Here is a 24,743-nt window from a genome sequence, read left to right as displayed (position 1 = left end):
CTATCTCCTGGTGCCGGTAGTATCTTGAGACACCTGGAGCGGTGAAGTTAGGTATTGGTCTTTGCTCTTGCCACCAAAGACTGAAATGCTAACATATCTTTTTGGATTAACCCTGATGTCGTCCATAAGAATGTTCAAACTCCTGGTAGTGTTGTTCAGGTTATCGTATATCTGTGTGTCGTTCAGAAGTTTACCTATGGTTCCATCCTTGCTATCTATTTTTTCTATAGATGCATTTAGTCGCTCTACCGTTTGCCTCAGTTGGTTAACGGTACCATCAATATCGGCCCGCGATAGGTTATCTGTAGTGGTTTGAAGATTGGTTAAAGTACCATTAATACGATCGTTGTTATTAGCCAGGTTGCGGGTAAAGCTGTTGATGTTATCCATTGATTTCGCAATAGATCCCGACTGCTGGTTAAGCATCTGCTGGATAGAAGCAGTTGAAACAACAAGGCCTGCAGATATCCTATTAAGATTAGCAACCAGGTCTTGCATGTTATGCTTGGTATAAGGATCGAACACATCGTGAATGTCGCGAAGAACGGTATCTACTGTTCTCAAAGTCATCTTTACCTGGTCTACAACAGGCGTAAGTTGGTGTGTAACTTCAGCGAACATTCCCGGTGCATCCATTGTAGGAATGGTGTCATTTTTCTTTAAGAAGATATTGCTGTTGCCTTTACTGATTTCCATCCTTGCAGAACCTAAAGGATTATCTACAATAGAAGCTATAGAATTTACAGGAATATTGATCTCTTCATTAAGCTTTATAGCTACAATAATAGTATCGAGGTTCTTGGATTTAGCTTTCAGGTCGTAGATGGCGCCTACCTGGTAGCCATTAATCAAAACCGGGTTCGAAACCATGATGCCTTTTGTTTGCACCACTTTAGCATATAAAAAATTGCCTGTTTTAAACAGGCTTTTTCCTTTTAAGAAATTAAAACCAAGAATTAGTAGAGTGATAGCAAGTGCAGTAAGTGCGCCAACTTTGGTCTCGTTCGTTATTTTCATTTTATCTGGAACTTTAAAAAAGTGAACTGTATTGCAGGAAATGCAAAAGTCATGCTAGCGGCAAAAGTAGGTTTTTACCCCGTCCTTCCCGTGTTAAGCATTTGAAATCAACAATTTACTTTTTTATTTGTTGCACGTCGGCAGTGGAATTATCCAGTGAGTACTTATACCTCTTTAAAGCACGAACAATACTATCTACCATTTCTTTCTGGCCGCGGTCACTGTTCAGGTAATCTTCTTCGGCAGGGTTAGATATAAAACCAAGCTCAATCAGTACACTTGGCATAGCTACAGCCTGGAGCACCCAAATACCTTTTTCACGCTGTTGAGCCTGGCGGCTAACGCGACCAACTTTTACAAATTCTTCTTCTATGGTCAATGCGAGGTTGGCGCTTCTTCCAAAATACTGCTGGGTCTTCAGCGAGTAAAGGATCATTTTTTCCGGCGAGTTGGGATCGAAATCTTTTACGTGATTGGCTGTTGCACTATCCAGGTAAAGCGATTCGTTTTCACGCATGGCAGCTTCCTTCTGGTCTGTTTTATGTGCACCCCAGATATAGGTTTCTGTTCCTTTGGCAGGATTAGGAGATGTCCACGTACGGTACTGAGGTACTTTACGCGTATGCTTTTTTCTTTTTTTACCCTTACCTGTGTAGTAGGTTTCGGTCTTATATCCTACTATTTCTGAATGTTTACTAGGCGGCGCAGCATTGCAGTGTATACTTACAAACAAGTCGCCTTTATTGAAATTGGCAATGTTTGCCTTAGTAGGAGGCGAGTGGAAAATATCAGAAGTGCGTGTAGGAATGACCTCTACATCAGGCATTTCCTGTTGTAGTGCTTTCACTAGTTTAAGAGCTACTGCCAGCGAAACATCTTTTTCATTGCTATAGCGGCCACGAGCTCCTACATCGGAGCCGCCATGACCAGCGTCTACAATGATTTTCTTAAGTTGACCTTTTTGAGCTAATGCGGAATGAAATATGGATAACGATAGGGCTATAAAAATTATGCTTCTTACCACGGCTGATCCTCCTGTTTAAATTCTTCAATACTTTACTTTGTCCTGGTAACGCTCTTGCTGGCTTCCGGAGCTGAGTCTAATGCTTCTTTATATCTTAAAACGGCTCTCATCATTGCATAGGTCAGTTCATTCTGCCCTTTTTCACTGTTGAGGTAATCCTCTTCATCGGGTGTGCAAATGAAGCCGGTTTCAACTAAGATACTAGGCATATTGGTAGCTTGTAAAACCCAAATGCCTTCGTGGTTTCTTTGTTTTACGCCAAAGCTATTACGACCCAGTTTTTTGAATTCTTCTTCCACCAGGGCTGCTGCATTGCGGCTTTGGTCAAAATATTTTTTTGTACGAAGCGATGCAAAAATCTTTGCTTCAGGTGAATCGAAATAACTGAAGGCGCTATCCTGTGCTTCGAAATATTGTTCGTGATCGTCTTTACGGTTAATTGCCTGTTGCTTTTGATCTTGCTTATTTACTGCCCAGATATAAGTTTCAGTACCGCGAACATTACATGATAATTTATACGACTTGTAAATAGGCACCTTACGTGTCTTCTCTACTTTTTTCTTGCTCTTGCCTTTACCTGTGGTTACATAATAAGTTTCTTCCTTATAACCTTCCAATCTTCTTTCGTAGCGTGGCGCTGCAGAGTTAACATGAATGGCAATGAACAAATCCCCTTTATTATCGTTAGCATAATCAGCACGATAACGGTTGGCTTTGTTCCTGTCTGTAAGCCCGGCAGGAAGACCTTCATCGGTACGCGTGATTAGAATATTTGTTTCAGGTAAAACTTCCAAAAGCCTGTCTCTAAGTTTCAGACCAAGTGCAAGTGTAATCTGTGATTCGCTGCTATAAGCTCCCTGCGCACCAGGGTCTGGCAAACCATGACCCGGATCAATAATAATGGTACGAAGTGCACTTGGTTTCTTTGGTTGGGGGTCGGTAAAGGAGAAGAAAGAAAGGACTGTAAGTAAAAGAAATACAGCAACACTACATCTTAGCATATTGAATTCTTTAGGGGTTAGATTTTCAAAACGTTAAACTTCACAACTGCATCAAGCAATTCCCATTAAATTTGCCTCTTCTACTTATGGGCAATCGTTGTAAAGTTAGGTCAAAATCAATATCATCAATTTTGGTAATTGTGATTGTTTTCCTAATAACGCCACAGTTGAATGCCAAGTATCCCTTATATATTTTTTCTTTTCAAAGCATAGAAGAACAACAGGATACAACAAAACTTCGCAGCAATAGATCGCAGACTCTTTCTACCGAAAATGGATCAGCTATCCCGGCAAACACATTAAGAAATGTGATAGCTGAATCAAGAATTGACACACCACCCATTACCGATACGCCTCTCATCAATACCTTAGATACCCCGGTTCAAACTATAGATACTTTGAATGTAAGGGTCTCGCAGGATTCTATTGATGCACCTATAACCTATGCCGCAGAAGATAGTGGCGTGTTGTTTATCGATACCAAGCAATTCATTCTTTATGGTAAGTCTTCAGCCAAGTATACGGATGTGGAGATCAATGCAGCAGTTGTTCGCTTGGACCAGGAAAAGCAAATGGTGTTGGCTTATGGTGTTGCTGATACAAGTGGTAATCCAATGGATAAGCCTAAACTTATTCAAGGTGAAACAACCAGCTATAGCGACTCTATTTTTTACAACCTGCGTTCGCAAAAAGGTTTGACGAAAAGCTCCTATATACAGGAAGGCGAGATGTTCATTTATGCCAACACTGTAAAGAAGGTAAATGACAATACGCTCTTCGCATGGCGTGGAAGATTTACAACCTGTAACCTTGATACGCCGCACTTTGCTTTCAGGAGTAAAAGGCTAAAGATCATAAACCAGAAGATGGCAGTGTCAGGGCCTGCTTCGCCGGAATTTGAAGGCGTGCCTGTACCTATTTACCTGCCGTTTGGAATATTTCCTCTTAACCGTGGCCGTCAATCAGGTTTGCTTCCTCCGCAGTTTGCTGCCAACGAAGATTTTGGTTTAGGCTTAGAAGGGCTTGGATATTATAAAGCTCTGAATGATTACGTGGATGTAATGGTGCGCGGTAACTTGTACAGTTATGGTGGATGGAACCTGAATATTTCGCCTAACTACATGCGGCGTTACAGGTATAGAGGCGGGTTAAATTTAGCTATACAAAACACCAAGATCCTGAACAGGACAGGAAACGTTAAGGACGAATTTACCAGGACAAAGAGCTTTATGATTAACTGGAACCATGCCAGGGATGCTAAAGCAAGACCGGGAACAAATTTCTCTGCAAGTGTGAATGCAGGTAGCACCCGCTTCAACCGGTTTGTTCCAAATAACACCTTGCAGAATTTCCAAAACCAGTTGAACTCAACTATCTCGTATACCAAAGACTGGAGAGGAAAGTACAACCTGTCGCTGAATGCAAACCATAGCCAGAACAGTGTGAGCAGGCTGATCAACTTGTCTTTACCTAATGCTACTTTCAGCATGGTTACCATCTATCCATTCCAAAAGGCTGAGCAAGTAGGTACACCTAAGTGGTATGAGAAATTGGGTATTGCTTATAATGGTAATGTACAGAACCAGGTAAGTTTTTATGACTCTGCATTCAACCTGCGCAGGCTGCTTGATACTTCTTTGTGGACCGCCAATCATAACATTCCAATTACGCTATCATTGCCACAGTTAGGCCCTATTCAGTTGGCGCCGGGGGTATCGTACAGCGAAAGATGGTTTGGCCAGGCACAACGCGCTTATTATGATGATTCATTGAAAGTAGTACGCCTCCGTTCCACCCGCGGCTTTTACACCGAAAGAGAAACACAATTCTCATTGTCGGCTAATACGCGAATATTTGGTACGTACAACTTCAATCCTAAATCAGATGTGCAGGCTATAAGGCACGAGGTAAGGCCCAACTTCAGCCTGAACTACAGGCCAGACCTGAACAGGGGCAACTTTGAAATGATACAGGCCGATAGTACAGGAAGAGTCCGATTACCTTTCTCAACCACAACAGGAGCTCAAATGATCGGCGACAGGCGGTTTGCTGGTATGTCCTTCGGTGTTGATAATTTACTCGAGATGAAAGTGCGTAACCGTAAGGATACATCGGCAGGAGCGGTAAAAAAAGTTCGCCTGATTGATGGATTTGGTTTCAATAGTGCGTACAATTTCCTCGCTGATAGTATGCGTTTAGCACCTTTTAATCTTTACTTACGTAGTACTTTATTTGAAAAGATCAATATCACGGCCAATGCAGTTTTAGATCCTTATTCACTGGATGAAAGAGGCATCCGACGCAACCAGCTGACTTGGAATGCAGACCGCTTTAGCCTTGGCCGAATTACCAATGGACAAGTAGCTATATCCACTTCTTTTCAGAGTAAAACGAAAGATGGAAAGGGTGGTGATAACCAGGCGCCCCGCGATGAATACATGACACCAGAAGAGCAGCAGCGACAGTTGGATTATGTACGGAGCAATCCTGCTGAATTCACTGATTTCAACATTCCATGGTCAGTTAACCTGTCGTATTCATTGAGTTTCTCCAATACGTTCAACCCGTATGCAGGTGGTCAAAGAACGGATGTATTTTCTAACGTAAGTGTGAATGGAGATTTTAGTCTTACACCGCGCTGGAAAATGGGAGGAAGCACTTACTATGATTTTAAGACAAAGCAAATTCAAACGCTGACAATGTTCATCAGCCGCGAAATGCACTGTTGGCAAATGGCTATTAATCTTACACCAATTGGATTGTTCCGGTCATTCAATATTACCATCAGTCCTAAGTCCGGCATCTTACGCGACCTACGGATCAATCGTTCCAGGTTCTTTTACGGGCAGTAAGCTTACCTGCTTTCATGCAGTTTGAAGTATTCCCACATAATGCGAAATACCTGCTCCTTTACCTCTTTAGATGTTCTTCCTTTTGTAGGTATAGGCGAAAGAAAATGCATTTCCATTGTATGCGGCTCCAGGTAAAATGTTTTATTAGGAGGTAAAACTTTACGTGTATTAAAAATGAGTGTAGGGATTATCTCTTTACCTGTATCGGTAGCTAGTTTGAATGCACCATCATAAAATTGTTTTAGCGGGTCTTTAGTTCTGTTGCGCGTTCCTTCAGGATAGATAACCATGTGCAGCCCTTGTGCCAGCGTCTGCTTCATTAAGTCAAAGCTTTTTCTCCTGCTTTCATCGCTATTCCTGTCTACAAGCACACTGCCGCGTGTATATACCCAACCAAACAAAGGAACCTTCGCCATCGATTTCTTAGCAATGGTTCTGTTTGCCCCAGGTATGTACGGTGTGGTAAGTGGTACATCCATAAGCGAATTATGGTTACTTACCACTACGTATGTTTCACCTTTTTTAAAGTTGTCTTTTCCTTTTATGATAATCCTGCAGCCAATAAGAGTTAGAAAGACATTCATCCATGCTTTTGAAATGATCCGAAAAATTGCGGTGCCTTTTGGTTCGGCAATAAGAAACGTGAGCAGGATAGGGATGATAACAATAAGGAGTGTTGCCGTAAAGACAATGATTCCCCACAAAGCCCAAATGCGGCCAAAGATGTTTTTTATCGTGCTCATGTAATAGTTTCTACCAGAATAAAAAAAGCGAAGCCGGTTTTAGACTTCGCTTTGTGATCCGGTCAGGATTCGAACCTGAGACCTACTGCTTAGAAGGCAGTTGCTCTATCCAGCTGAGCTACCGGACCATGTTGTCCGTTCTTTGAAACGACCACTCGTTTTTTGAACGGCAGCAAAAGTAATTTTTAATTAGTTTGCAACCAAACGAAATATATGGATGTGCAAATTGAAGATAGTTGGAAGCAAATATTGGAACAGGAATTTGCTAAGAGCTACTTTCAACAAGTGGTTACTTTTCTTAAAGTAGAACGTGCGCAGAAGAAAGTGATCTATCCTCCAGGCCAGTTAATCTTCAATGCCTTCAATACAACACCTTTTCATAAAGTGAAAGTGGTAATACTTGGGCAGGACCCATATCACGGGCCTGGACAGGCACACGGACTGAGCTTTTCAGTACCTAAAGGAGTAAAGCCACCACCAAGCCTTGTGAATATTTTTAAAGAGCTAAAGGCAGATGTTGGGATGCCTATTCCTACATCAGGTGACCTTACCAGTTGGGCTCAGCAAGGCGTTCTATTACTAAATGCTGTATTAACTGTAAGGGCCGGAGAACCTGCCAGTCATGCTACATTGGGATGGACCGAATTCACCAATACTGTTATTCAAAAACTTTCTGATAGTCGATCAGGTATTGTATTTATGCTATGGGGCAGGTATGCACAGGAAAAGCAGGTGCTGATAGATGAAACCAAACATCATGTTTTAAAAGCAGCGCATCCTTCACCTTTTAGTGCAGATAAAGGCTTCTTTGGATGCAAACATTTTAGCCGTGCAAATCAACTTTTGGTAAAGCAAGGTGTTGAGCCCATTGACTGGATGCTACACGAAGAACCAGCCATAAAAGCTGAATCATAAACTGCTTAGAAAACCACAGGCATCACTACCTGCCATCAACAAACATCAACAAAATGAAAAGAGTATTATTTATAGACCGGGATGGGACCATTATCAATGAAGCGCCTCCCACTTACCAGATAGATGATTTCAGCAAGCTGGAGTTCTATCCTTACATGTTTACCTACCTGACTAAGATAGCCGCTGAATTGGATTATGAACTGGTAATGGTGTCTAATCAGGATGGACTAGGTACAGATGCATTTCCTGAATCTACTTTTACCCCAGTACATGATTTTATTATGAAGGCACTGGAGAATGAAGGCATTCATTTTTCTGCAGTTCATATAGATCGTTCATTTCCACATGAAGGATTGGATACCCGGAAGCCTTCTATCGGTATGCTGAAGGATTACCTTGATAAGGAGAAATATGATCTTGAGAATTCGTATGTAATTGGTGACAGGATCACAGATGTACAACTGGCAAAGAACCTGGCATGCAAAGCCATCTGGCTGAACAACGATCCTTCTTTAGGTGGTGGTGAAATAGCTGATGCGGTGGAAGCGCTGCGTGAAGTGGTAGCCATGGAAACAACTGAATGGAAGGCTATCTATGAATTCCTGAAGCAGGGGCTACGCGTAGTGGAACATGAACGTTATACACACGAGACTAAGATATCCATAAAGCTAAACCTGGATGGTACAGGTAAGGCAGATATAGCAACTGGGTTAGGTTTCTTTGATCACATGCTTGACCAGATAGCGCGTCACGGAAAATTAGATATGACAGTACACGCTAAAGGAGATCTGCACATTGATGAACATCACACCATAGAAGATACGGGGATAGCACTGGGAGAAGCCTTTGCTAAAGCACTTGCCGATAAGCGTGGCATGGAACGCTATGGATTTGCTTTACCCATGGATGAGGCAGAAGCAAAAGTGCTGGTGGATTTTGGTGGTCGTAACTGGCTGGTGTGGAATGCTGAATTCAAAAGGGAGAAGATAGGAGAGATGCCTACTGAAATGTTCTTTCACTTCTTTAAATCTTTTAGTGATGCTGCAAAATGCAACCTGAACATAGAATGTAAAGGAGATAATGAACACCATAAAATCGAAGCCATTTTCAAAGCTTTTGCCAAAGCAATCAGGATGGCAGTGAAGCGAGATCCGTTCAGTAACCATTTACCAACTACCAAAGGATTACTCTAAACAAAAACAGCTTGTTCATTCCGAACAAGCTGTTTCTTTTAAACTTTATTCTTTACCTGATCTTCGTCCAGGTATCTGTTTTTCCAATCCACGAAAAGCCGATATAACCACGAACACTAAGTGTTTTAGAATCCTTTAGTTTCAGGAAAGCTTTGTATTCTTTTCCATCTTCAGGATTATAAATCCTCCCGCTATTCCATTCAGCATCATCATATACGAAGTCGCGTAGTATGATGGAGCCAATGATGGGTTTATTCCTTTTTTCCACTTCAGCATTCTTAACATCTAATCTTGGTTTTCCTTCACTGTTAAGCGGTTCTTTTAGCCAGATCACCTTTCCGAAGTACTTGCCATTTTCTTTGTAGATCTGTATGTGACCTTTGCCGCTACCATTTTGCCAAACTCCTAGTATGGCATCAGCATTGGCAGAAACGGCAGTGGTCATAAATAAGCTAAGTATAGTAGCAACAATCAGGTTTTTCATGCAATGAAAATAAGGCGGATTAATGAATGATGAACAGGTTTAACCTGCTATTATAGTATATGCTGCAGGTCAGGCCTTTTTTGAATAAACGCTTTAGCAAATGAACATATTGGTACAATCTTCCATTCTTTTTCAGTAGCATATGCCACGGCTTGTTCCACCATTTGCCCTGCCAGGTTTTGCTCCCTGTGCTCTTTGTCTACTTCTGTAGAATAGATTTGTAATGAATTGTCTTCCACATTATATAGCATTTTGGCTATTTGCTTGTTATCAGAAACAATAAAGAATTTTCCTCCGTTGCCGCTTGCCTCGTGTTCTATTTTCATGAGTTCATGTTTGAAACTCTCTGTGTTCAAACAGCATACCCGCTTCAATTTGCTCATAGGATTTTTTAGCAGTAGAAAGTGCAATTGCAGTAAGTTCAGCTTGATAACAAACTATTTAGGTTTAAATTGCATCTTTACTAATACAACAAGTGCATCAGTAAGAGCACCGGTTGCATACGCCACTTGAAGAAAGAACAAATGTTTCAATCAAAATTCTTTTTGTGTCATTAATAGCAACTGAAAACGAACCCACTAAATCGCCCGTTATTCATCAAAGAATAATGGTATCCGGAATGGTTGACATCAACCAGATGCACCAGTTATATGAAGAGAACGTGCAGTTTGCAGGTCTTCATTTCTTTCCACAGTCTCCATACTACATTCTCAACCATACTACCGGCGAAACAATAAAAAAGGAAAAGCTCAAGGTTTTTAAGATCGGCATTTTTGCCAATGCTTCTTACGAAGAGATCATGAAGCAAGTAGATGCGTTTGGGTTGGATATGGTGCAGTTAAGTGGTGATGAAACACCTTATTTCTGCGAAAGGATCTCAAATTATGTTTCAGTTATCAAGGGTTTTCATTTTGTAGAAAACGATCATATGGAGTGGGTAATTAAGGATTATTACGCTGACTGTGATATGTTTTTATTCAATTCATCTTCCACCATTTACGGAACAAAAACCAAGCAGTTCAACTGGCGGAAGCTTAGCGGCAGAAATATTGGTAAGCCTTTCTTGCTTAGCGGAGCTATTTCGCCGGCAGATGTAGCCAATATACAGCGCTTCCGGCACGATAAAGTGGCTAAAGATCTATTCTCCATAGTTATCAATTCAGGATTTGAGACTGCGCCTGGTGTGAAAGATATGGAAGCAATCCGTTCTTTTGTTCAACAAGTGAACCAGCCACTTGATTAAAAACAATGCTGGCTGCTTTACCCCATGATAGCTATAAGACTTGCTTCTCTTTCTGATCTGCCTTCTATCCGGCAGATATACAATGATGTGATACTACATACAACTGCCGTTTACGATTATGAGGCTCATAGTGAGCAAATGATGCAGGAGTGGTTTGCAAACAAAGAAAAAGATGGTTTTCCCATTTTTGTAGCAGTAGATGGTGATGCCGTTATTGGCTTTAGTACCTTTGGCCCCTTTCGACGCTGGGCGGCGTATCAATACACGGTTGAAAACTCTGTGTATGTAGCAGAAACTGCCAGGGGGAAAGGAGCAGGAAGGTTATTGCTTAATCATGTAGTTGATGCAGCTAAGCTACAAGGTAATCATTGCATAGTGGCAGGGATTGATGCCACTAACCAGGCCAGTATTTCTTTACACCAGTCGGTTGGTTTTAAAGAGGTGGCTCATTTTAAAGAGGTAGGCTATAAGTTCGGCAGGTGGCTTGACCTGAAATTCTTACAGCTAATGTTAGATACACCTGCTATCGGTTAGCAGGTAAAATTGAGGAGATATGAAAATTGTTATAGTAAAATACAATGCAGGAAATGTTCAGTCAGTACTGTTTGCATTGGAACGAATAGGAGCAGAGGCTGTAGTTTCTGATAACCCGGAAGAAATCAAAGGCGCTGATAAAGTGATCTTTCCAGGGGTGGGTGCTGCGGGTACGGCTATGGCTTACCTGCGCGAAAGAAAACTAGATCAACTTATAAAAGATTTACAACAACCTGTACTTGGCATTTGCCTGGGCATGCAACTGATGTGTGCGCACAGCGAAGAAAGTGACACTACTTGCCTCGGTATTTTCAAGGAAGAAGTAAAACGTTTTGCTCCTGCTGAACCATCGGCATTACTTAAAGTGCCACAGATGGGTTGGAACAAGATATACAACGTGAAGAGTGATTTGATGGAAGAGGTTTCTGAAGGTTACTGCTACTTTGTTCACAGTTATTATGCTGCCTTAGGTGAACATACCATTGCCACTGCAGATTATATTCAACCTTATAGTGCAGCCTTACACCGCGATAACTTTTATGGCGTACAGTTTCACCCGGAGAAGAGTGCAGAAACAGGCGAAAAAATATTAGCAAACTTTCTTACTAGAATATAATGGAGATCATACCTGCTATAGACATCATTGATGGTAAATGTGTGCGGCTAACAGAAGGCGATTATGATACAGTAAAAGTTTACAACCAGGACCCGCTGGATGCAGCTCGTCAATTCGAAGATGCCGGTCTTACCCGACTGCACCTGGTAGATCTTGACGGTGCAAAGAAAGGCGCAGTTACCAATTGGAAAGTGCTGGAGAAGATAGCTGCTAAAACAAAGATGGTTATTGATTTTGGTGGTGGTATAAAAACAGATACAGATGTACGTATAGTTTTAGAGTCTGGTGCGGCTTATGCTACTGTAGGAAGCATAGCCGTAAAGGATGAAGAAACTTTTAGTAGCTGGCTCACCACATTTGGAGAAGACAAGTTCATGTTGGGCGCAGACGTGAAAGATGAAAAGATAACTGTTGGTGGATGGTTGGAAACTACCGGCGTTTGGGTATATGATTTCATTGAAAAGTATACAGCTAAAGGTGTCACTAAAATATTTTGTACTGATGTAAGTAAAGATGGAAAACTGGAAGGCCCATCTATTGATCTATACAAGAACATCATTGAAAAATTTCCTACACTTCATTTTATAGCAAGTGGTGGCGTAAGCAACATCAATGATGTGTATCAGCTGGCTGAGATTGGGTGCAAAGGTGTGATCATTGGCAAGGCAATTTATGAAGGGCGGGTAACACTGCAAGAACTGGTAAAAGTGAAATAATGCTGACCAAAAGAATAATCCCATGCCTGGATATAAAAGATGGCAGAACGGTTAAGGGTGTCAACTTTGAGAACATTCGCGACGCCGGTGATCCTGTAGAGTTAGCAGCATTATATGCGAAAGCTGGCGCTGATGAACTGGTATTTTTAGACATTACGGCTACTGTTGAAAAAAGAAAAACCTTAAGTCAACTCGTGAACCGCGTTTCGCATAAGATCAATATTCCTTTCACAGTAGGTGGCGGTATAAGTACAGTAGATGATGTAAGTGTTTTACTCAGTAATGGCGCCGATAAAATATCCGTTAATACTGCTGCGTTTAAAAACCCGGGGCTGATTGATCAGTTGGCTGGAAATTTTGGCTCGCAGTGTATCGTGCTGGCTATAGATGCTCGCCAGGAGGAAGATGGAGAATGGTATGTATACCTGAATGGTGGTCGCACCAAAACAGAAGCAAAATGTTTTGATTGGGCAAAAGAAGGAGTAGAAAGAGGCGCCGGTGAAATCTTGCTAACCTCTATGAACAATGACGGTACTAAAAAAGGTTTTGCTTTAGATATCACTAAAAAGCTGGCTACAGAACTACCGGTGCCTGTAATTGCTTCTGGTGGCGGAGGCACTATGGAGCATTTTAAAGATGTATTTGAGAATGGTTGTGCAGAAGCCGCACTCGCAGCAAGTATTTTTCATTTTAAAGAGATCGCTATACCTGATCTGAAACAGTATTTGCACCAGGAAAACATTATTGTAAGAATATGATCCAGCTTATACAAGAGCAGGATAAACAGATAAAACATGAAGATTGATTACGCAAAATATGCTGACGGACTTGTTCCCTGTATTGTACAGGATTTTGCTACGCAAAAAGTACTGATGCTGGGTTTTATGAACGAAGCAGCGCTTCAGCAGACTGAAGAGCAGGGTAAGGTGACCTTCTTTAGCCGAACCAAGAACAGGCTATGGACCAAAGGGGAGGAAAGTGGAAACTTCCTGCTGGTAAAAGAGGTTTTACTGGACTGCGACTCAGATACGCTTCTCATAAAAGCGGAACCTGTAGGACCTGTATGTCATACCGGCGCCGATACTTGCTTCAATGAAAAAAACCAGTCAAACGAATTTCTTCCTTACCTGGAACAGATCATTGATCAACGAAAACAGCTGGCTGCCGATAAATCTTATGTAGCTTCTTTATTTGCAAAAGGCATCAATAAAATAGCACAAAAGGTAGGAGAAGAAGCAGTTGAGCTGGTAATTGAAGCCAAAGATTCGAATGATGATCTTTTCCTGAATGAAGCGGCTGACCTGCTGTTTCACTATTTACTTTTGCTTAACGCAAAAGGCTATAAATTGCGCAACGTCGTTGAGATACTTCAAACTCGTCATTCTCATTAATTTATGAAAAAGCTTCTCTTTTTATTCTTCCTACCGGTATTTGCTATTGCCCAAACTAACCAGAAGACTTCCACTAAAGGATTTACTATTAAAGGCAACATTGCTGGATTAAAAGACAGCACTTTTGTTTTTGTAAGTAATCCAATGGCAGACAACAAAGTGCTGGCAACAGGTTATAGCAAAAAAGGAAGCTTCTTCTTATTTGGCAATGTCGACAATGCTGACCTTCACCTTATAAACTTTGTTGGTTATCCTGAGGTCAAAGATTTCTTCTTATCTAACGACTCTTATACCATTACCGGTGATGCAAAATCTTTGAATGCAGTGAAAATAGCAGGAAGCAGCTTGCACAAGGATTATGAAGTATTCAACCAGAAGTTCGATCCTGTAAAAAACAAGATGAACAACCTGGCGAATACAATCAATGCTACCCCTCAAAGCCCTTCCCGCGATTCAATGCTACAAGTATTTGAGAATGGAAAACAGCAGGTTGTAAAACTAGCTGGTGAGTTTGTTAAAGCACGTCCAGCTTCGCCGGTTAGTGCATTCGTATTGCTTTATACCAGCCCTGTTTTTAATAATCTACAGCTTCTAGAAGAACAATACGAACAACTATCAGAAGAGGTAAAACAGACTGAGCATGCAAAGCAGGTATATGCTGCCATAGTGAAAAACAAAGTAGGTATGGAAGGCACGCAGGCACTTGACTTCACACAAAATGATACAGCAAATATTCCCGTTTCACTTTCTTCTTTCAGGGGTAAATATGTACTGGTTGATTTTTGGGCTAGCTGGTGTGGACCTTGCCGTCACGAAAATCCAAATGTAGTTGCTGCATACAATGCCTTTAAGGATAAAAATTTCACAGTGCTTGGCGTATCACTAGACCAGGTTAGGCAAAAATGGATAGATGCCATCAAAGTTGATAATCTTACCTGGACACATGTAAGCGACCTTAAGTTCTGGAACAATGAAGCTGCACAGTTGTACAAAATACAAGGCATCCCAGCTAACCTGCTGATCGATCCTACAGGAAAAATAATAGCGCGTAACCTTCGTGGAGAGCAATTACACCAGGTGCTTAGCCAGGTGGTTAAGTAGCTTTATCGCAGCAACTCCGAAACATACTTCAAAGAAAGCCCGCACAGGTAGCCCCCATAGGTGCCTACTGCGTAGCCTAATATTGCCAGCAGCACGCCCACAGGTGCAAGGTATTTGTTGAATGCTGCCGCAACTATTGGTGCCGAAGCTGCACCGCCTATATTCGCCTGGCTTCCTACAGCTACAAAAAAGAAAGGTGCTTTTATCCATTTAGCTACTACAAGTAGTATGGCTATATGAATGATGATCCAAATTAGCGCTATCACAAATAAAGTAGGAGAGGTAAGTACAGCTTTAAGATCCATCTGCATACCAATGGTCGCTACTAAGAAATAAAGAAAGACCGAACCAAGATCAGACGCACCATATTGTTCCAGCTTACGCGCCTTGGTAAAAGAAAAAATCAATCCTAAAGTAGTAGCAATAATCACCAACCAAAAGAAGCCACTGGTAAGGGAGTAATTGGCAGATGCAGGGTAGTTTTTGGTGAACCATGGAGCAATAATATCAGCTCCAAAATGCGAAACGGCTGTCAGGCCAAAAGCGGCTCCTAATAAAAGTATCCATTCGCGTGTGCCCCTCTTTGTCACTGCACGATTGTTATCAATTGCCTCCATCTTGTTCTCCAATTCTGTTATGGCAGCACTATTAGCTCCCAGCCACTTGTTTATTTTTTCGTTGTGCTGCGAGCCATATAGTAGGATGCCCGTCCACAAATAGCCCACCATTACATCAACTACTACCACCTGGCTAAACAGGTCTTTGCTGGCGCCGAATACTTCAAGCATGGCTGCCTGGTTGGCGCCTCCACCTATCCAACTACCGGCAATGGTTGCCAATCCCTTCCATGCCTCTTCATCTTTGTATAGAAGAACACTTTCATTTATAGAACCTACAATGAAAAGCGCCAGCGGACCACCAACCATCACACCTATGGTTCCGGCAAAAAACATGATGGTGGATTTACCACCCAGCCTGCGAAGTGCAGGAATATCTATCCCCAGCGTAAGCAATACAAGGCTTGCAGGAAGAAAGTAACGTGAAGCAATTGTATATAGTGCCGACTTCTCGCCATTGATGATATTGAACGTATTGAGCAGAGCCGGTATGAAGTAGCAAAGAAGGATGCTGGGAACGATCTTATAAAACTTTACCCACCCGTTTTTTTTAGAAGAAGCCGTATAAAAAACAAGGGCAAGTATGCCTAAAAGTATTCCTGTAACCACAGCATCGTTGGTTATAAAAGCAGTTTGTTTGTCATCCATAACTGCAAAATATCTATTTTAAATGAGCTGTGGTTGATGCAGTAAAAAGGAGTTTGAGTAAAAGAGACCTGGGTTAGTGAAGCTGCATCTATTCTTGTTGGAATGATTATTTAGAAAATCTTTCCATCTAAAACCACATAATTATTAGCTGACCACAAAACCAACAAAAAATGAAAAAGTCAATTTTTTACCTTTTGATGATCCCGGTTTTCTTCTTTGCTACTGCTTGTTCAAGTCATGGCGACATACCATCATCAGATGTGCCGCAAGACATCATTACTAACTTCAATTCAAGATACCCGGGTGCTGACCATATAAAATGGAAAACCGAAAAGAAAGATGGCAAAACCATTTATGAAGCGGAGTTTCTGATCAACGGCGCTAAGGTAGAAGCCGAGTTTGACGAAGCTGGTAACTTTATAAGAGAGGAGGATTAACATCCTCCTTTTTTTATGCGATAAATTAACTTTCTTCTTCTTCAGATTCTACTTCGTCTGTCACCTTCACCAATACCTTATCTATACGCTGTGCATCCATATCCACTATCTCAATATTGAATGCACGCCATTCAAGATGGTCGCCGGTTTTAGGTATAGCCTGCAGTTGATCCAATATAAAACCTGCAAGCGTATTGAAAGAATTCTCATCTTTTTCCAGGTATTCCGTCCGCTCAAAATGACTTAAGAAATCATAGAATGGTATTTGTGCGTCTACCAGGAAGCTGCCATCCTCCCGTTCTACTATTTCGTAATCATCCTCATCGCCTGGCGCAATGTCGCCTACGATTGCTTCCAGGATGTCATTCAAGGTCATCATGCCTTCTACACTGCCATATTCATTTACTATAAAACAGCTATTGAAATTTGCAGTTTTGAATTTCTCCAGCACCTTGTACACTGAGTTGTTTTCAGGGACATATAAAGCAGGCCTCATCAGGTCGCTTATCAACACCGCATCATCCGCCAGCAAAACATCTTTAATGGTCACAATGCCCTTGATATTATCAATGGTTCCCTCGCAAACAGGGTAAGCGGAATGGATCACTTCATGCAATTTCGGTTTGATCTCGCCGGCAGTGCAGCTCATATCAAACCATACAAGATCGTTGCGATGGGTCATAAGTGAGGCAATATTCCTGTCGCCCAGGTGAAACACACGTTCAATGATCTGCTGCTCTGTCTCTTCAATAGCGCCATGTTCTGTTCCTTCACTTATGATGGCCCTAATCTCTTCCTCCGTTACCATTGCATCATTTTTTTGGATGCCAAAAAGCTTCACCAACAAGCTGGTACTGTTGGAGAGTAGCCAGATAAACGGATAAGTGATACGGGAGATCCACCGCATAGGCGCTGCGGCAAATTTTGCTATGCCTTCAGGGCGCGATAAGCCAATTCTTTTTGGAAGCAGCTCACCAAAGATCAGCGTCAGGTAGGTAACAATGATAACTACAATCAGTGTAGCCAATGTATTGCTGTAAGCTTTGGTTGCTTCAAAGCCATTGAGGTACTCAATGAAATCAGATTTTAATTTTTCACCTGAGAAAATACCCGTCAGGATACCGATCAAGGTAATGCCTATCTGGACAGTGGAAAGGAAATTGTCCGGGTGATTGGACAATTTCAAAGCCTCTTTTGCACGGGTGTCGCCTTTGTGGGCTTGCAGTTCCAATCGTGCTTTTCTTGCAGAAATCAGGGCTATTTCAGCCATGGAAAAAAGCCCATTTAATAATATAAGTCCAAGAATTAAAAATATTTCGGTCATCTTATGTGGTTGTCGCAAAGCTAGGTAAACGACACAGTTTATTGTAGTTATATAAAATTTTGCACCAAGTGGCAAAATGAGGTCTTATTATAAAGTAAGACACCTAAATTGCAGCCACTTTATGAACCACGGGAAAAAAATTGCCATTATTGGCGCCGGCCCTGCAGGACTTACCGCTGCATATTTATTAGCCAAAGAAAAATTCGATGTAACCGTTTTTGAGAGTGATCCCACTTATGTTGGAGGTATTTCAAGAACTGAAAAGTATAAAGGTTACCATTTCGATATAGGGGGCCACCGCTTCTTTTCAAAAAGCAAAGAAGTTGAGGATTTTTGGACAGAGATACTTGGTGATGAAATGCTTGACAGGCCTCGCAGCTCACGCATTTTCTACAACAAGAAATTCTTCTCTTATCCATTGGTTGCAATGGAAGCTTTACAAAAACTGGGTGTGGTAGAGTCGGCTTTATGCGTAGCCAGCTACCTGAAAGCAAAAGCAGCACCTATAAAGAACCCAACCAATTTTGAAGACTGGGTAACCAACCAGTTTGGTAAAAGGCTGTTCAACATTTTCTTTAAAACCTATACGGAAAAAGTTTGGGGAATACCTTGTAACCAGATCTCGGCTGACTGGGCTGCACAGCGTATCAAAGGATTGTCGCTTTCTTCAGCTATCATGAATGCACTGATAAAGCCAAAGAAGCAAGGCAAGGACAAGGTGATCAAAACATTGATTGACACATTCCGCTATCCTAAAAATGGCCCTGGGCAAATGTGGGAAGTGTGCGCTGAAAAAACCATCGCTTTTGGTGGTGAAATAAGAATGAACACACGTGTTACTTCTATTAATAATGTTGCTGGAGAATGGGAAGTAGAATTGGATGGAAAAACAGTAGAGAAAGGATTTGATTATGTTATTTCCAGTACGCCTGTTCGATATCTTATTCCGCGTATTCAGCCGGCTATGCCTAAGTCTGCTGTAGAAGCTGCCAACAAACTGAAGTACCGCGATTTCCTTACTGTAGTAGTTATTCTGCGAGATGAAGATGCTTTTGATGATAACTGGATCTATATCCATGATCCATCAGTTAAAGTTGGTAGGGTACAGAACTTTAAATCGTGGAGCCCTTACATGGTACCTGATCCTGCTATGGCTTGCTATGGTTTGGAATACTTCTGCTTTGAAGGTGATGGTATGTGGACCAGCAAAGATGAAGACCTGATAGAGCTTGCAAAAAAAGAAATGGCTCAGATTGGTTTGGCTACGCCAGATAAAATACTGGAAGGATATGTTGTAAGACAGCCTAAGGCTTACCCTGTGTACGACCACGAATACAGCCAGCACATTGAAACCATAAAAGAAGGTTTAAAGAATTATAAAGGACTATACCTGGTAGGTAGAAATGGTATGCACAAATACAACAACCAAGATCATAGCATGATGACAGCTATGCTTGCAGTAGAAAACATCAAGGCAGGAAAAGAAGTTTACAACCTGTGGAATGTGAACCAGGATGCTGAATACCATGAAGCGGGTAACCGTGGAGCGGAAGAAGGCGGACGTATGGTTCCAAAAGCAGTTAGCTAAATAAATTAAAAGAGGTGCCGAAAAAGCACCTCTTTTTTTGCTTATGAATTTCTTCACTGGTAACTACTGTTGTTGAATTAACTGTTAATCTTTGCTGGCTGGACCAGTTCATCATAATCCTCCAGTAGGTGACGCATCCAATTCAAGTTGGCCAACTCTTCTATTGAAGAACCTGCCACTAGCAGTTCCGATACCTATTCCTACCAAAGCGCCACCAATCACATCTAAAGGATAATGTACGCCCACATACACCTGTCCATACACTATGGATCCTGCCCAAAACCAAAATGCCCATCTATATTTTCCGAGGTATTTTCCTAAGGTTATTATGATAAATGTTGCCATACCAAAATGATTGGCCGCATGTGAACTTGTAAAACTTCCACTGATAGGACAGTGAACTACAAGCAGCCGGACATACTGGTTGAAATCCGGGTCGCGACATGGTCTTAACCTGCCAAAGAATTCTTTCAGGAAAGCACTGCTAAACTGGTCGCAAACGCTTACCGTGATGATGAAGAACAATATCCATGGCATAGCCTTCCACCTGAAATTAAAAACGATCAGCACAAACAGGAAAAGGTAAAGCGGCATCCATGTATTAGATTCTCTATAGATGGGGAAAAATGAATCGAAAAATGAATTGGTCAATGTATTATTGATCAGCAGGAAAAAGGATTTATCGATACCAGATATCCATGCCCATATAGCTTCAAAAAAAGAATTATCAGCCGCTTGCAAAAGGTACATTCTGAGTGTTTTGATGGAGAGGGCAAACTTAATTAATGATTAACTTTGGCCGCATATGCAAACCTTAAAAGTACCCCGCTACATTCAATGGATCGTTATTACAGGGATTATATTTTTATTGATAATGTCTTTGCTGCGGTTGATCTTGGTGTTTGCCTTTCCTCATCCTTCTGATCTTTCGTCATTGGTGCCCGCCTTTTTGCTAGGGCTTCGTTTCGATCTGCGCGTTATAGGTATCATCAGCTTGCTTACTTTTTTACAAGGATGTATAAAACCACTTCATCCTATACGTGCAAGAAGGGGAGTGGCTGTTACTTTTTTTACCTGGTCAGTGTTCCTGGTGCTGCTGTCGCTATCCTATACAATCGATTTTGCTCATTATGCTTACTTATCGCAGCGGTTAAATGGAAGCGTATTAAATTATGTAGATGATGCCAAGATCTCAATGAAAATGGTTTGGCAGACTTACCCTGTGCTATTGATATTGGCAGGTTTGATAGGAGGTTTCCTATTGATGCTGGGCATTGTGAAGTTGACCTATAACCACATTCTTTCGAAGCCCATTACCAGCACCAGGAAGAGTAGTGTGATTTGGGGCATCTTGTTTTTCCTGATGCTTGCTGTGGCCATATTTGGTAGAGTAGGACAATATCCTTTACGCTGGAGCGATGCATTTGGATTAAGCGATGATTACAAAGCACAGGTAGCTCTAAATCCTTTTCAATCATTCTTTAGTTCTCTTAACTTCAGGCATAGTACCTACGATCAAAAGCTGGTGAGAGAACACTATCCATGGATGGCTCAACATCTTGGAGTAGATAATCCGAATATTGATTCGCTAAATTATTTACGCGTAGTTCCGGCTAATGCTGGTGTAGCAGGAAAACCATTGAATGTAGTGCTGGTAATTGCAGAATCATTCAGTACTTATAAAAGTTCTATGGTGGCGAACCCGCTTAACACCACTCCGTTCTTCAATCAAATGGTACAGCAGGGAGTGTATTTCAGCAACTGTTTTACACCTGCCTATGGTACAGCGAGAGGTGTTTGGGCCACGCTTACAGGCACACCAGATGTTCAGTTATATAAAACTGCCAGTCGCAATCCTGCCGCAGTAAACCAGCATATCATTATGGATGATTTTGCAGAACATGAAAAATTTTACTTCCTTGGTGGTAGCACCAGCTGGGCAAACATTCGTGGCGTGCTTACCAACAATATTCCTAACCTTCATCTTTATGAAGAAGAAGACTATAAAGCAGCGAAAGTTGATGTGTGGGGCATAAGCGATAAGAACCTTTTTCTTGAAGCCAACAAGGTGCTTGCTACGCAGCAGAAGCCATTCTTTGCTATCATCCAAACTGCAGATAACCATAGGCCATATACGATTCCTGCAGAAGATAAAGGTAAATTCGAGATCAAAGAATACCCTCAGGATACACTGCAGAAATATGGCTTTACCAGTATAGAAGAATACAGGGCGTTTAGGTATACTGATTACTGCATCCAGAAGTATATGGAAGCGGCATCTAAGGAAGTTTATTTCAATAATACATTGTTTGTTTTTATAGGTGATCATGGCATACCGGGCGATGCAGGCAATATGCTTCCGCGTGCTTACAGCGAGCATAGCCTTACACAGCACCACGTGCCTTTGTTGTTTTATGCACCATCTATACTGCCGCCTGCTACTTACGATTTTGCAAGTTCCCAGTTAGATGTTATGGCTACCATTGCGGGAATTTGTGGTATAGGATATACCAATACTACAATGGGAAAAGACCTTCTGAAAAATACAGATCCTGCAAGGCAAACAGCTTTCCTCATGAATGTAGATGCGCGCAGGATCGGCATTATCTTCAATGGCATTTACTACAGCTATAATATAAAAGGAGGCGGAGAAGTAGTAGCAAGCACTACAGATAATCGACCTATCCAATTGACAGATTCATTGCGATCAACGTATAGGAAAGCAACAGAAGCTTATTATCAAACTGCACGCTACTTACTGCTGAACAACAGGAGGAAATAAGGCAAAAACGGCTTTAAAAATGATGGAGAGATTTAATTGTAGGCCACATAACCTTTTAATCCAGCTACAGCCTAACAACTACCGCCTAACGCCTGTTTATCAAACGTCCCTTATCTTCTTCGCTACCATGATCAATCTCGGTGACTTCCTTACATCGTAATGTTCAAAATGGTAATCACCAAATACTTCCTGTATCTGCATTCCCTGGTAAGCAAACATATCTGTAAAATCACCTAGAGAGAACTTGGCAACTTTCTCTGTAAACAGGTGCTTTATAACTCCATTCTCACTCACCTGGATTTGCTTAAAAAAGTGTTCGTCATTGTGCCACCTGGAGATCCTGAAAACAACGCCATCAATTTCCTTTTCATGCGTTTTTTCCAGGCGGTCTTCTGCATAATGAACGTTGAGGTAATCCATTACAAAAACGCCCTGTGAGTGCATACTTTGAGCAATGGTGCGAATGGCATTTTCGTGTTCACGCAAAGTCCGGAAATAGCCAAAGCTCGTGAAGAAATTGAACGCATAATCAAAGTAGTTGATCCAAAACGGAAGCCGCATATCGTGTTGAAAGAAATGCAGTGTATCAGTTTCAAAAGTTTTCGCTTCTTCAATAGATTCTAATGAAAGATCAATACCCGTAACATCGTAACCCAATTCTGCCAAAACCTTACTGTGTCTTCCCTTGCCGCAGGCCACATCCAATATCTTACTGCCTGGTGCAGGATTCAGTTGCTTTATAAGTGCGCGTATAAAAGACAATGCTTCCTCGTCGTCGCGGTGTTTATACAGCAAATGATAGTAAGGCGAATTGAACCAATCTTTGAACCAGTTATGATCAGGCATATCAAAAAATATATAAAGGGTGCAAATGTAGTGCAAGCAGCCTGTTCTTAGGCAGTGCTGCAGGTAATGATCAGCTAAATCCTGGTAAATTTTACAGCAGCTATTAGGCAAATCCTTCTTGAAGTAATTAACTATACCATCGGCATTTGCTATGCATTCTCTATGCATTCTACTAAAAAAGAAAAGACTGAATGTACATCCAGTCTTTTCAGTTATGTTGGTTGACCTTATACCAGGTCATCATCTTCGTCTTCGTCGTCATCATCCAGGTCCAGGTCGTCATCAAGATCTACATCATCGTCCAGGTCTGCTGGCTCTTCTACTTCGTCTACATCCACTTCTTCCACTTCATCTAATTCATCATCCAGGTCATCATCATCCAAATCTTCATCGTCTTCATCCAGGTCATCATCATCTAGCGCTGATGCCGTAAAAGAATCTTCGAAAATACCTGTAAGAAGTTCTGTGTTTTCTGAACTAAACATGAGGTCATTGTTGCTAAAAGGCGTTACCATCTTCTAATTAATTTAAAGGGTGATTGTTTGCATTGATGTTTAAATATAGTGATAAAACCATGCCATTTCAAAACAGGTTCATTCAATAGTTTATTAAGTATTGTTGTGCGTTTACATTCTCTTGCTGATTCTAATATCGTTTATAATTCATTGTAAATGAAGTTGTAGTAGCTGCTTCTGTAGACTAATTTCCTCGAATGATGACCATTGCAACAGTGGTAAGAAATGTATGATGTTTGATAATAGGGCACGAAAGTTTTAAGCACTTATACAAAAGGCAAGTATGCAAAAGTCGAACGATAAAAAGCCTATTCGCAAATCACAATCACAACCTCGTCCGGGTTTACAAACACGGATGACACCAGAGCCGGTAACAGCACCACAGGAAGCTGCAAGCGGCAGGTTGGTGGGCAAGGTGGCATTGATATCAGGAGGTGATAGTGGGATAGGAAAAGCTGTAGCTATACTGTTTGCAAAAGAAGGTGCAGATGTTGCCATCATGTACTTAAATGAACATGAAGATGCAGAGGATACACGCAAACAGGTAGAAGCATTTGGTAAGCAATGTTTGCTTTTGCCGGGTGATATCTCTAAAGAGAAAACCAGCTTAGGTGCGGTTAAAAAAGTAGTATCAAAGTTTGGTCGTATAGATATACTGGTTAACAACGCTGCCATTCATTATGAAAGCAAATCGCTGGAGGAGATTTCTACCGAACAATTGACAACAACTTTTGCTACCAATATATTTTCTTACTTCTGGCTTACAAAAGCTGCTTTACCTCATATGGGTAAAGGAAGTTCTATTATCAACTCTACTTCAGTTACAGCATATAGAGGCAGTGCATCACTTATAGATTATGCAAGTACAAAAGGTGCAATAGTTTCCTTTACACGCAGCCTTGCACACAATGTAGTAGAACAAGGTATACGCGTTAATGGTGTAGCTCCCGGACCTATCTGGACACCATTGATCGCTTCTAGTTTCGACAAAAAGAAAGTGGCCAAACATGGTAGTGATGTACCAATGAAACGTGCAGGTGAGCCGGCTGAAGTTGCACCTTCTTATCTCTTTCTTGCCAGCAGCGATTCATCGTATATGACTGGCCAGATATTGCATCCTAATGGAGGAGAAATTGTAAACGGATAAAAACGATCA

The 24,743-nt window shown here is 41.5% G+C and carries 25 protein-coding genes and 1 tRNA gene; 14 read left to right on the top strand and 12 right to left on the bottom strand.

Going from position 1 to position 24,743, the window contains the following annotated elements; all coding sequences use genetic code 11:
- From J4N22_RS10410 to J4N22_RS10400, 3 genes are all read right to left on the bottom strand, one after another.
- The gene (locus J4N22_RS10410) at window positions 1–1,017 is read right to left on the bottom strand and encodes an MlaD family protein (RefSeq protein ID WP_207493987.1); all 1,017 of its coding nucleotides are present in this window, start codon (window positions 1,015–1,017) and stop codon (window positions 1–3) included.
- 115 nt (window positions 1,018–1,132) lie between these two features.
- The gene (locus J4N22_RS10405; protein WP_207493986.1) at window positions 1,133–2,041 is read right to left on the bottom strand and encodes an N-acetylmuramoyl-L-alanine amidase; all 909 of its coding nucleotides are present in this window, start codon (window positions 2,039–2,041) and stop codon (window positions 1,133–1,135) included.
- Between the two features lie 32 nt (window positions 2,042–2,073).
- The gene (locus J4N22_RS10400; protein WP_207493984.1) at window positions 2,074–3,042 is read right to left on the bottom strand and encodes an N-acetylmuramoyl-L-alanine amidase family protein; all 969 of its coding nucleotides are present in this window, start codon (window positions 3,040–3,042) and stop codon (window positions 2,074–2,076) included.
- Window positions 3,043–3,182: 140 nt separating this feature from the next.
- On the opposite strand from J4N22_RS10400, the gene J4N22_RS10395 reads away from it, so the two are divergent.
- Window positions 3,183–5,894 carry a putative LPS assembly protein LptD gene (locus J4N22_RS10395; RefSeq protein ID WP_342450929.1) on the top strand — a complete coding sequence of 904 codons (2,712 nt, stop codon included), beginning with the start codon at window positions 3,183–3,185 and terminating at the stop codon, window positions 5,892–5,894.
- 2 nt (window positions 5,895–5,896) lie between these two features.
- Here J4N22_RS10395 and J4N22_RS10390 read toward each other — a convergent pair whose 3' ends face one another.
- Both J4N22_RS10390 and J4N22_RS10385 read right to left on the bottom strand, forming a co-directional pair.
- Complete coding sequence (locus J4N22_RS10390) at window positions 5,897–6,637, bottom strand: lysophospholipid acyltransferase family protein (protein ID WP_207493982.1); 741 nt, start codon at window positions 6,635–6,637, stop codon at window positions 5,897–5,899.
- A 54-nt stretch (window positions 6,638–6,691) separates the two neighbouring features.
- Window positions 6,692–6,765, bottom strand: a tRNA-Arg gene (locus J4N22_RS10385).
- A gap of 85 nt (window positions 6,766–6,850) precedes the next feature.
- Here J4N22_RS10385 and ung point away from each other — a divergent pair.
- Both ung and hisB read left to right on the top strand, forming a co-directional pair.
- Entirely contained in the window at window positions 6,851–7,552 is a 702-nt protein-coding gene (gene ung, locus J4N22_RS10380; RefSeq protein ID WP_207493980.1) for a uracil-DNA glycosylase, read from the top strand.
- A 53-nt stretch (window positions 7,553–7,605) separates the two neighbouring features.
- Window positions 7,606–8,745 carry a bifunctional histidinol-phosphatase/imidazoleglycerol-phosphate dehydratase HisB gene (gene hisB, locus J4N22_RS10375; protein WP_207493979.1) on the top strand — a complete coding sequence of 380 codons (1,140 nt, stop codon included), beginning with the start codon at window positions 7,606–7,608 and terminating at the stop codon, window positions 8,743–8,745.
- A gap of 52 nt (window positions 8,746–8,797) precedes the next feature.
- Here the strand turns inward: hisB and J4N22_RS10370 are convergent, their stop codons facing one another.
- Window positions 8,798–9,229, bottom strand: a complete 432-nt coding sequence (locus J4N22_RS10370) for a DUF2147 domain-containing protein (protein ID WP_207493978.1) — start codon at window positions 9,227–9,229, stop codon at window positions 8,798–8,800.
- Window positions 9,230–9,279: 50 nt separating this feature from the next.
- The gene (locus J4N22_RS10365) at window positions 9,280–9,612 is read right to left on the bottom strand and encodes a GNAT family N-acetyltransferase (RefSeq protein ID WP_342450928.1); all 333 of its coding nucleotides are present in this window, start codon (window positions 9,610–9,612) and stop codon (window positions 9,280–9,282) included.
- A gap of 164 nt (window positions 9,613–9,776) precedes the next feature.
- On the opposite strand from J4N22_RS10365, the gene J4N22_RS10360 reads away from it, so the two are divergent.
- Genes J4N22_RS10360 through J4N22_RS10330 form a run of 7 tightly spaced genes read left to right on the top strand, consistent with a single transcriptional unit; the run spans window position 9,777 to window position 14,830 of the window.
- Window positions 9,777–10,472, top strand: a complete 696-nt coding sequence (locus tag J4N22_RS10360) for a phosphoribosylanthranilate isomerase (protein ID WP_342450927.1) — start codon at window positions 9,777–9,779, stop codon at window positions 10,470–10,472.
- A gap of 24 nt (window positions 10,473–10,496) precedes the next feature.
- Window positions 10,497–11,006 (top strand): GNAT family N-acetyltransferase, encoded by a 510-nt coding sequence (locus J4N22_RS10355; protein ID WP_207493976.1) that lies wholly within the window; start codon window positions 10,497–10,499, stop codon window positions 11,004–11,006.
- A gap of 19 nt (window positions 11,007–11,025) precedes the next feature.
- Complete coding sequence (gene hisH / locus J4N22_RS10350; RefSeq protein WP_207493975.1) at window positions 11,026–11,622, top strand: imidazole glycerol phosphate synthase subunit HisH; 597 nt, start codon at window positions 11,026–11,028, stop codon at window positions 11,620–11,622.
- On the top strand, window positions 11,622–12,338 hold the full coding sequence (gene hisA, locus J4N22_RS10345; RefSeq protein ID WP_207493974.1) for a 1-(5-phosphoribosyl)-5-[(5-phosphoribosylamino)methylideneamino]imidazole-4-carboxamide isomerase: 717 nt from the start codon (window positions 11,622–11,624) through the stop codon (window positions 12,336–12,338). The genes hisH and hisA overlap by 1 nt, the downstream gene beginning before the upstream one ends.
- Window positions 12,338–13,096 (top strand): imidazole glycerol phosphate synthase subunit HisF, encoded by a 759-nt coding sequence (gene hisF, locus J4N22_RS10340; RefSeq protein ID WP_242692120.1) that lies wholly within the window; start codon window positions 12,338–12,340, stop codon window positions 13,094–13,096. The genes hisA and hisF overlap by 1 nt, the downstream gene beginning before the upstream one ends.
- 36 nt (window positions 13,097–13,132) lie before the next feature.
- Window positions 13,133–13,729, top strand: a complete 597-nt coding sequence (hisIE, locus tag J4N22_RS10335; RefSeq protein ID WP_207493973.1) for a bifunctional phosphoribosyl-AMP cyclohydrolase/phosphoribosyl-ATP diphosphatase HisIE — start codon at window positions 13,133–13,135, stop codon at window positions 13,727–13,729.
- Window positions 13,730–13,732: 3 nt separating this feature from the next.
- Complete coding sequence (locus tag J4N22_RS10330) at window positions 13,733–14,830, top strand: TlpA disulfide reductase family protein (RefSeq protein WP_207493970.1); 1,098 nt, start codon at window positions 13,733–13,735, stop codon at window positions 14,828–14,830.
- A gap of 2 nt (window positions 14,831–14,832) precedes the next feature.
- On the opposite strand, the gene J4N22_RS10325 is transcribed toward J4N22_RS10330, so the two are convergent.
- The gene (locus tag J4N22_RS10325) at window positions 14,833–16,095 is read right to left on the bottom strand and encodes a DUF819 family protein (RefSeq protein ID WP_207493969.1); all 1,263 of its coding nucleotides are present in this window, start codon (window positions 16,093–16,095) and stop codon (window positions 14,833–14,835) included.
- Window positions 16,096–16,265: 170 nt separating this feature from the next.
- Here J4N22_RS10325 and J4N22_RS10320 point away from each other — a divergent pair, with 170 nt between their 5' ends.
- Window positions 16,266–16,532 (top strand): hypothetical protein, encoded by a 267-nt coding sequence (locus J4N22_RS10320; protein ID WP_207493968.1) that lies wholly within the window; start codon window positions 16,266–16,268, stop codon window positions 16,530–16,532.
- 25 nt (window positions 16,533–16,557) lie between these two features.
- Here the strand turns inward: J4N22_RS10320 and J4N22_RS10315 are convergent, their stop codons facing one another.
- The gene (locus J4N22_RS10315; RefSeq protein WP_207493966.1) at window positions 16,558–17,856 is read right to left on the bottom strand and encodes a hemolysin family protein; all 1,299 of its coding nucleotides are present in this window, start codon (window positions 17,854–17,856) and stop codon (window positions 16,558–16,560) included.
- A 121-nt stretch (window positions 17,857–17,977) separates the two neighbouring features.
- Between J4N22_RS10315 and J4N22_RS10310 the strand changes: the two genes are divergently transcribed.
- On the top strand, window positions 17,978–19,444 hold the full coding sequence (locus tag J4N22_RS10310; protein WP_207493965.1) for an NAD(P)/FAD-dependent oxidoreductase: 1,467 nt from the start codon (window positions 17,978–17,980) through the stop codon (window positions 19,442–19,444).
- A 111-nt stretch (window positions 19,445–19,555) separates the two neighbouring features.
- Here J4N22_RS10310 and J4N22_RS10305 read toward each other — a convergent pair whose 3' ends face one another.
- Window positions 19,556–20,194, bottom strand: coding sequence for a phosphatase PAP2 family protein (locus tag J4N22_RS10305; protein ID WP_207493963.1), 639 nt, complete (start codon window positions 20,192–20,194; stop codon window positions 19,556–19,558).
- 55 nt (window positions 20,195–20,249) lie between these two features.
- Between J4N22_RS10305 and J4N22_RS10300 the strand changes: the two genes are divergently transcribed.
- Window positions 20,250–22,226 carry an LTA synthase family protein gene (locus J4N22_RS10300; protein ID WP_207493960.1) on the top strand — a complete coding sequence of 659 codons (1,977 nt, stop codon included), beginning with the start codon at window positions 20,250–20,252 and terminating at the stop codon, window positions 22,224–22,226.
- A 99-nt stretch (window positions 22,227–22,325) separates the two neighbouring features.
- Here J4N22_RS10300 and J4N22_RS10295 read toward each other — a convergent pair whose 3' ends face one another.
- Both J4N22_RS10295 and J4N22_RS10290 read right to left on the bottom strand, forming a co-directional pair.
- Window positions 22,326–23,072: a class I SAM-dependent methyltransferase gene (locus tag J4N22_RS10295; RefSeq protein WP_207493959.1), complete on the bottom strand. Its 747-nt coding sequence runs from the start codon at window positions 23,070–23,072 to the stop codon at window positions 22,326–22,328.
- Window positions 23,073–23,299: 227 nt separating this feature from the next.
- Window positions 23,300–23,557, bottom strand: coding sequence for a hypothetical protein (locus J4N22_RS10290; protein WP_207493957.1), 258 nt, complete (start codon window positions 23,555–23,557; stop codon window positions 23,300–23,302).
- A gap of 313 nt (window positions 23,558–23,870) precedes the next feature.
- On the opposite strand from J4N22_RS10290, the gene J4N22_RS10285 reads away from it, so the two are divergent.
- Window positions 23,871–24,734 (top strand): SDR family oxidoreductase, encoded by an 864-nt coding sequence (locus J4N22_RS10285; protein ID WP_207493955.1) that lies wholly within the window; start codon window positions 23,871–23,873, stop codon window positions 24,732–24,734.
- Window positions 24,735–24,743 lie beyond the last annotated feature (9 nt).

Source organism: Aridibaculum aurantiacum (genome assembly GCF_017355875.1).
Lineage (GTDB): Bacteria > Bacteroidota > Bacteroidia > Chitinophagales > Chitinophagaceae > Segetibacter > Segetibacter aurantiacus.
Note: the sequence above shows the minus strand (reverse complement) of the source record. Positions and strands in the feature narration are given on the sequence as shown.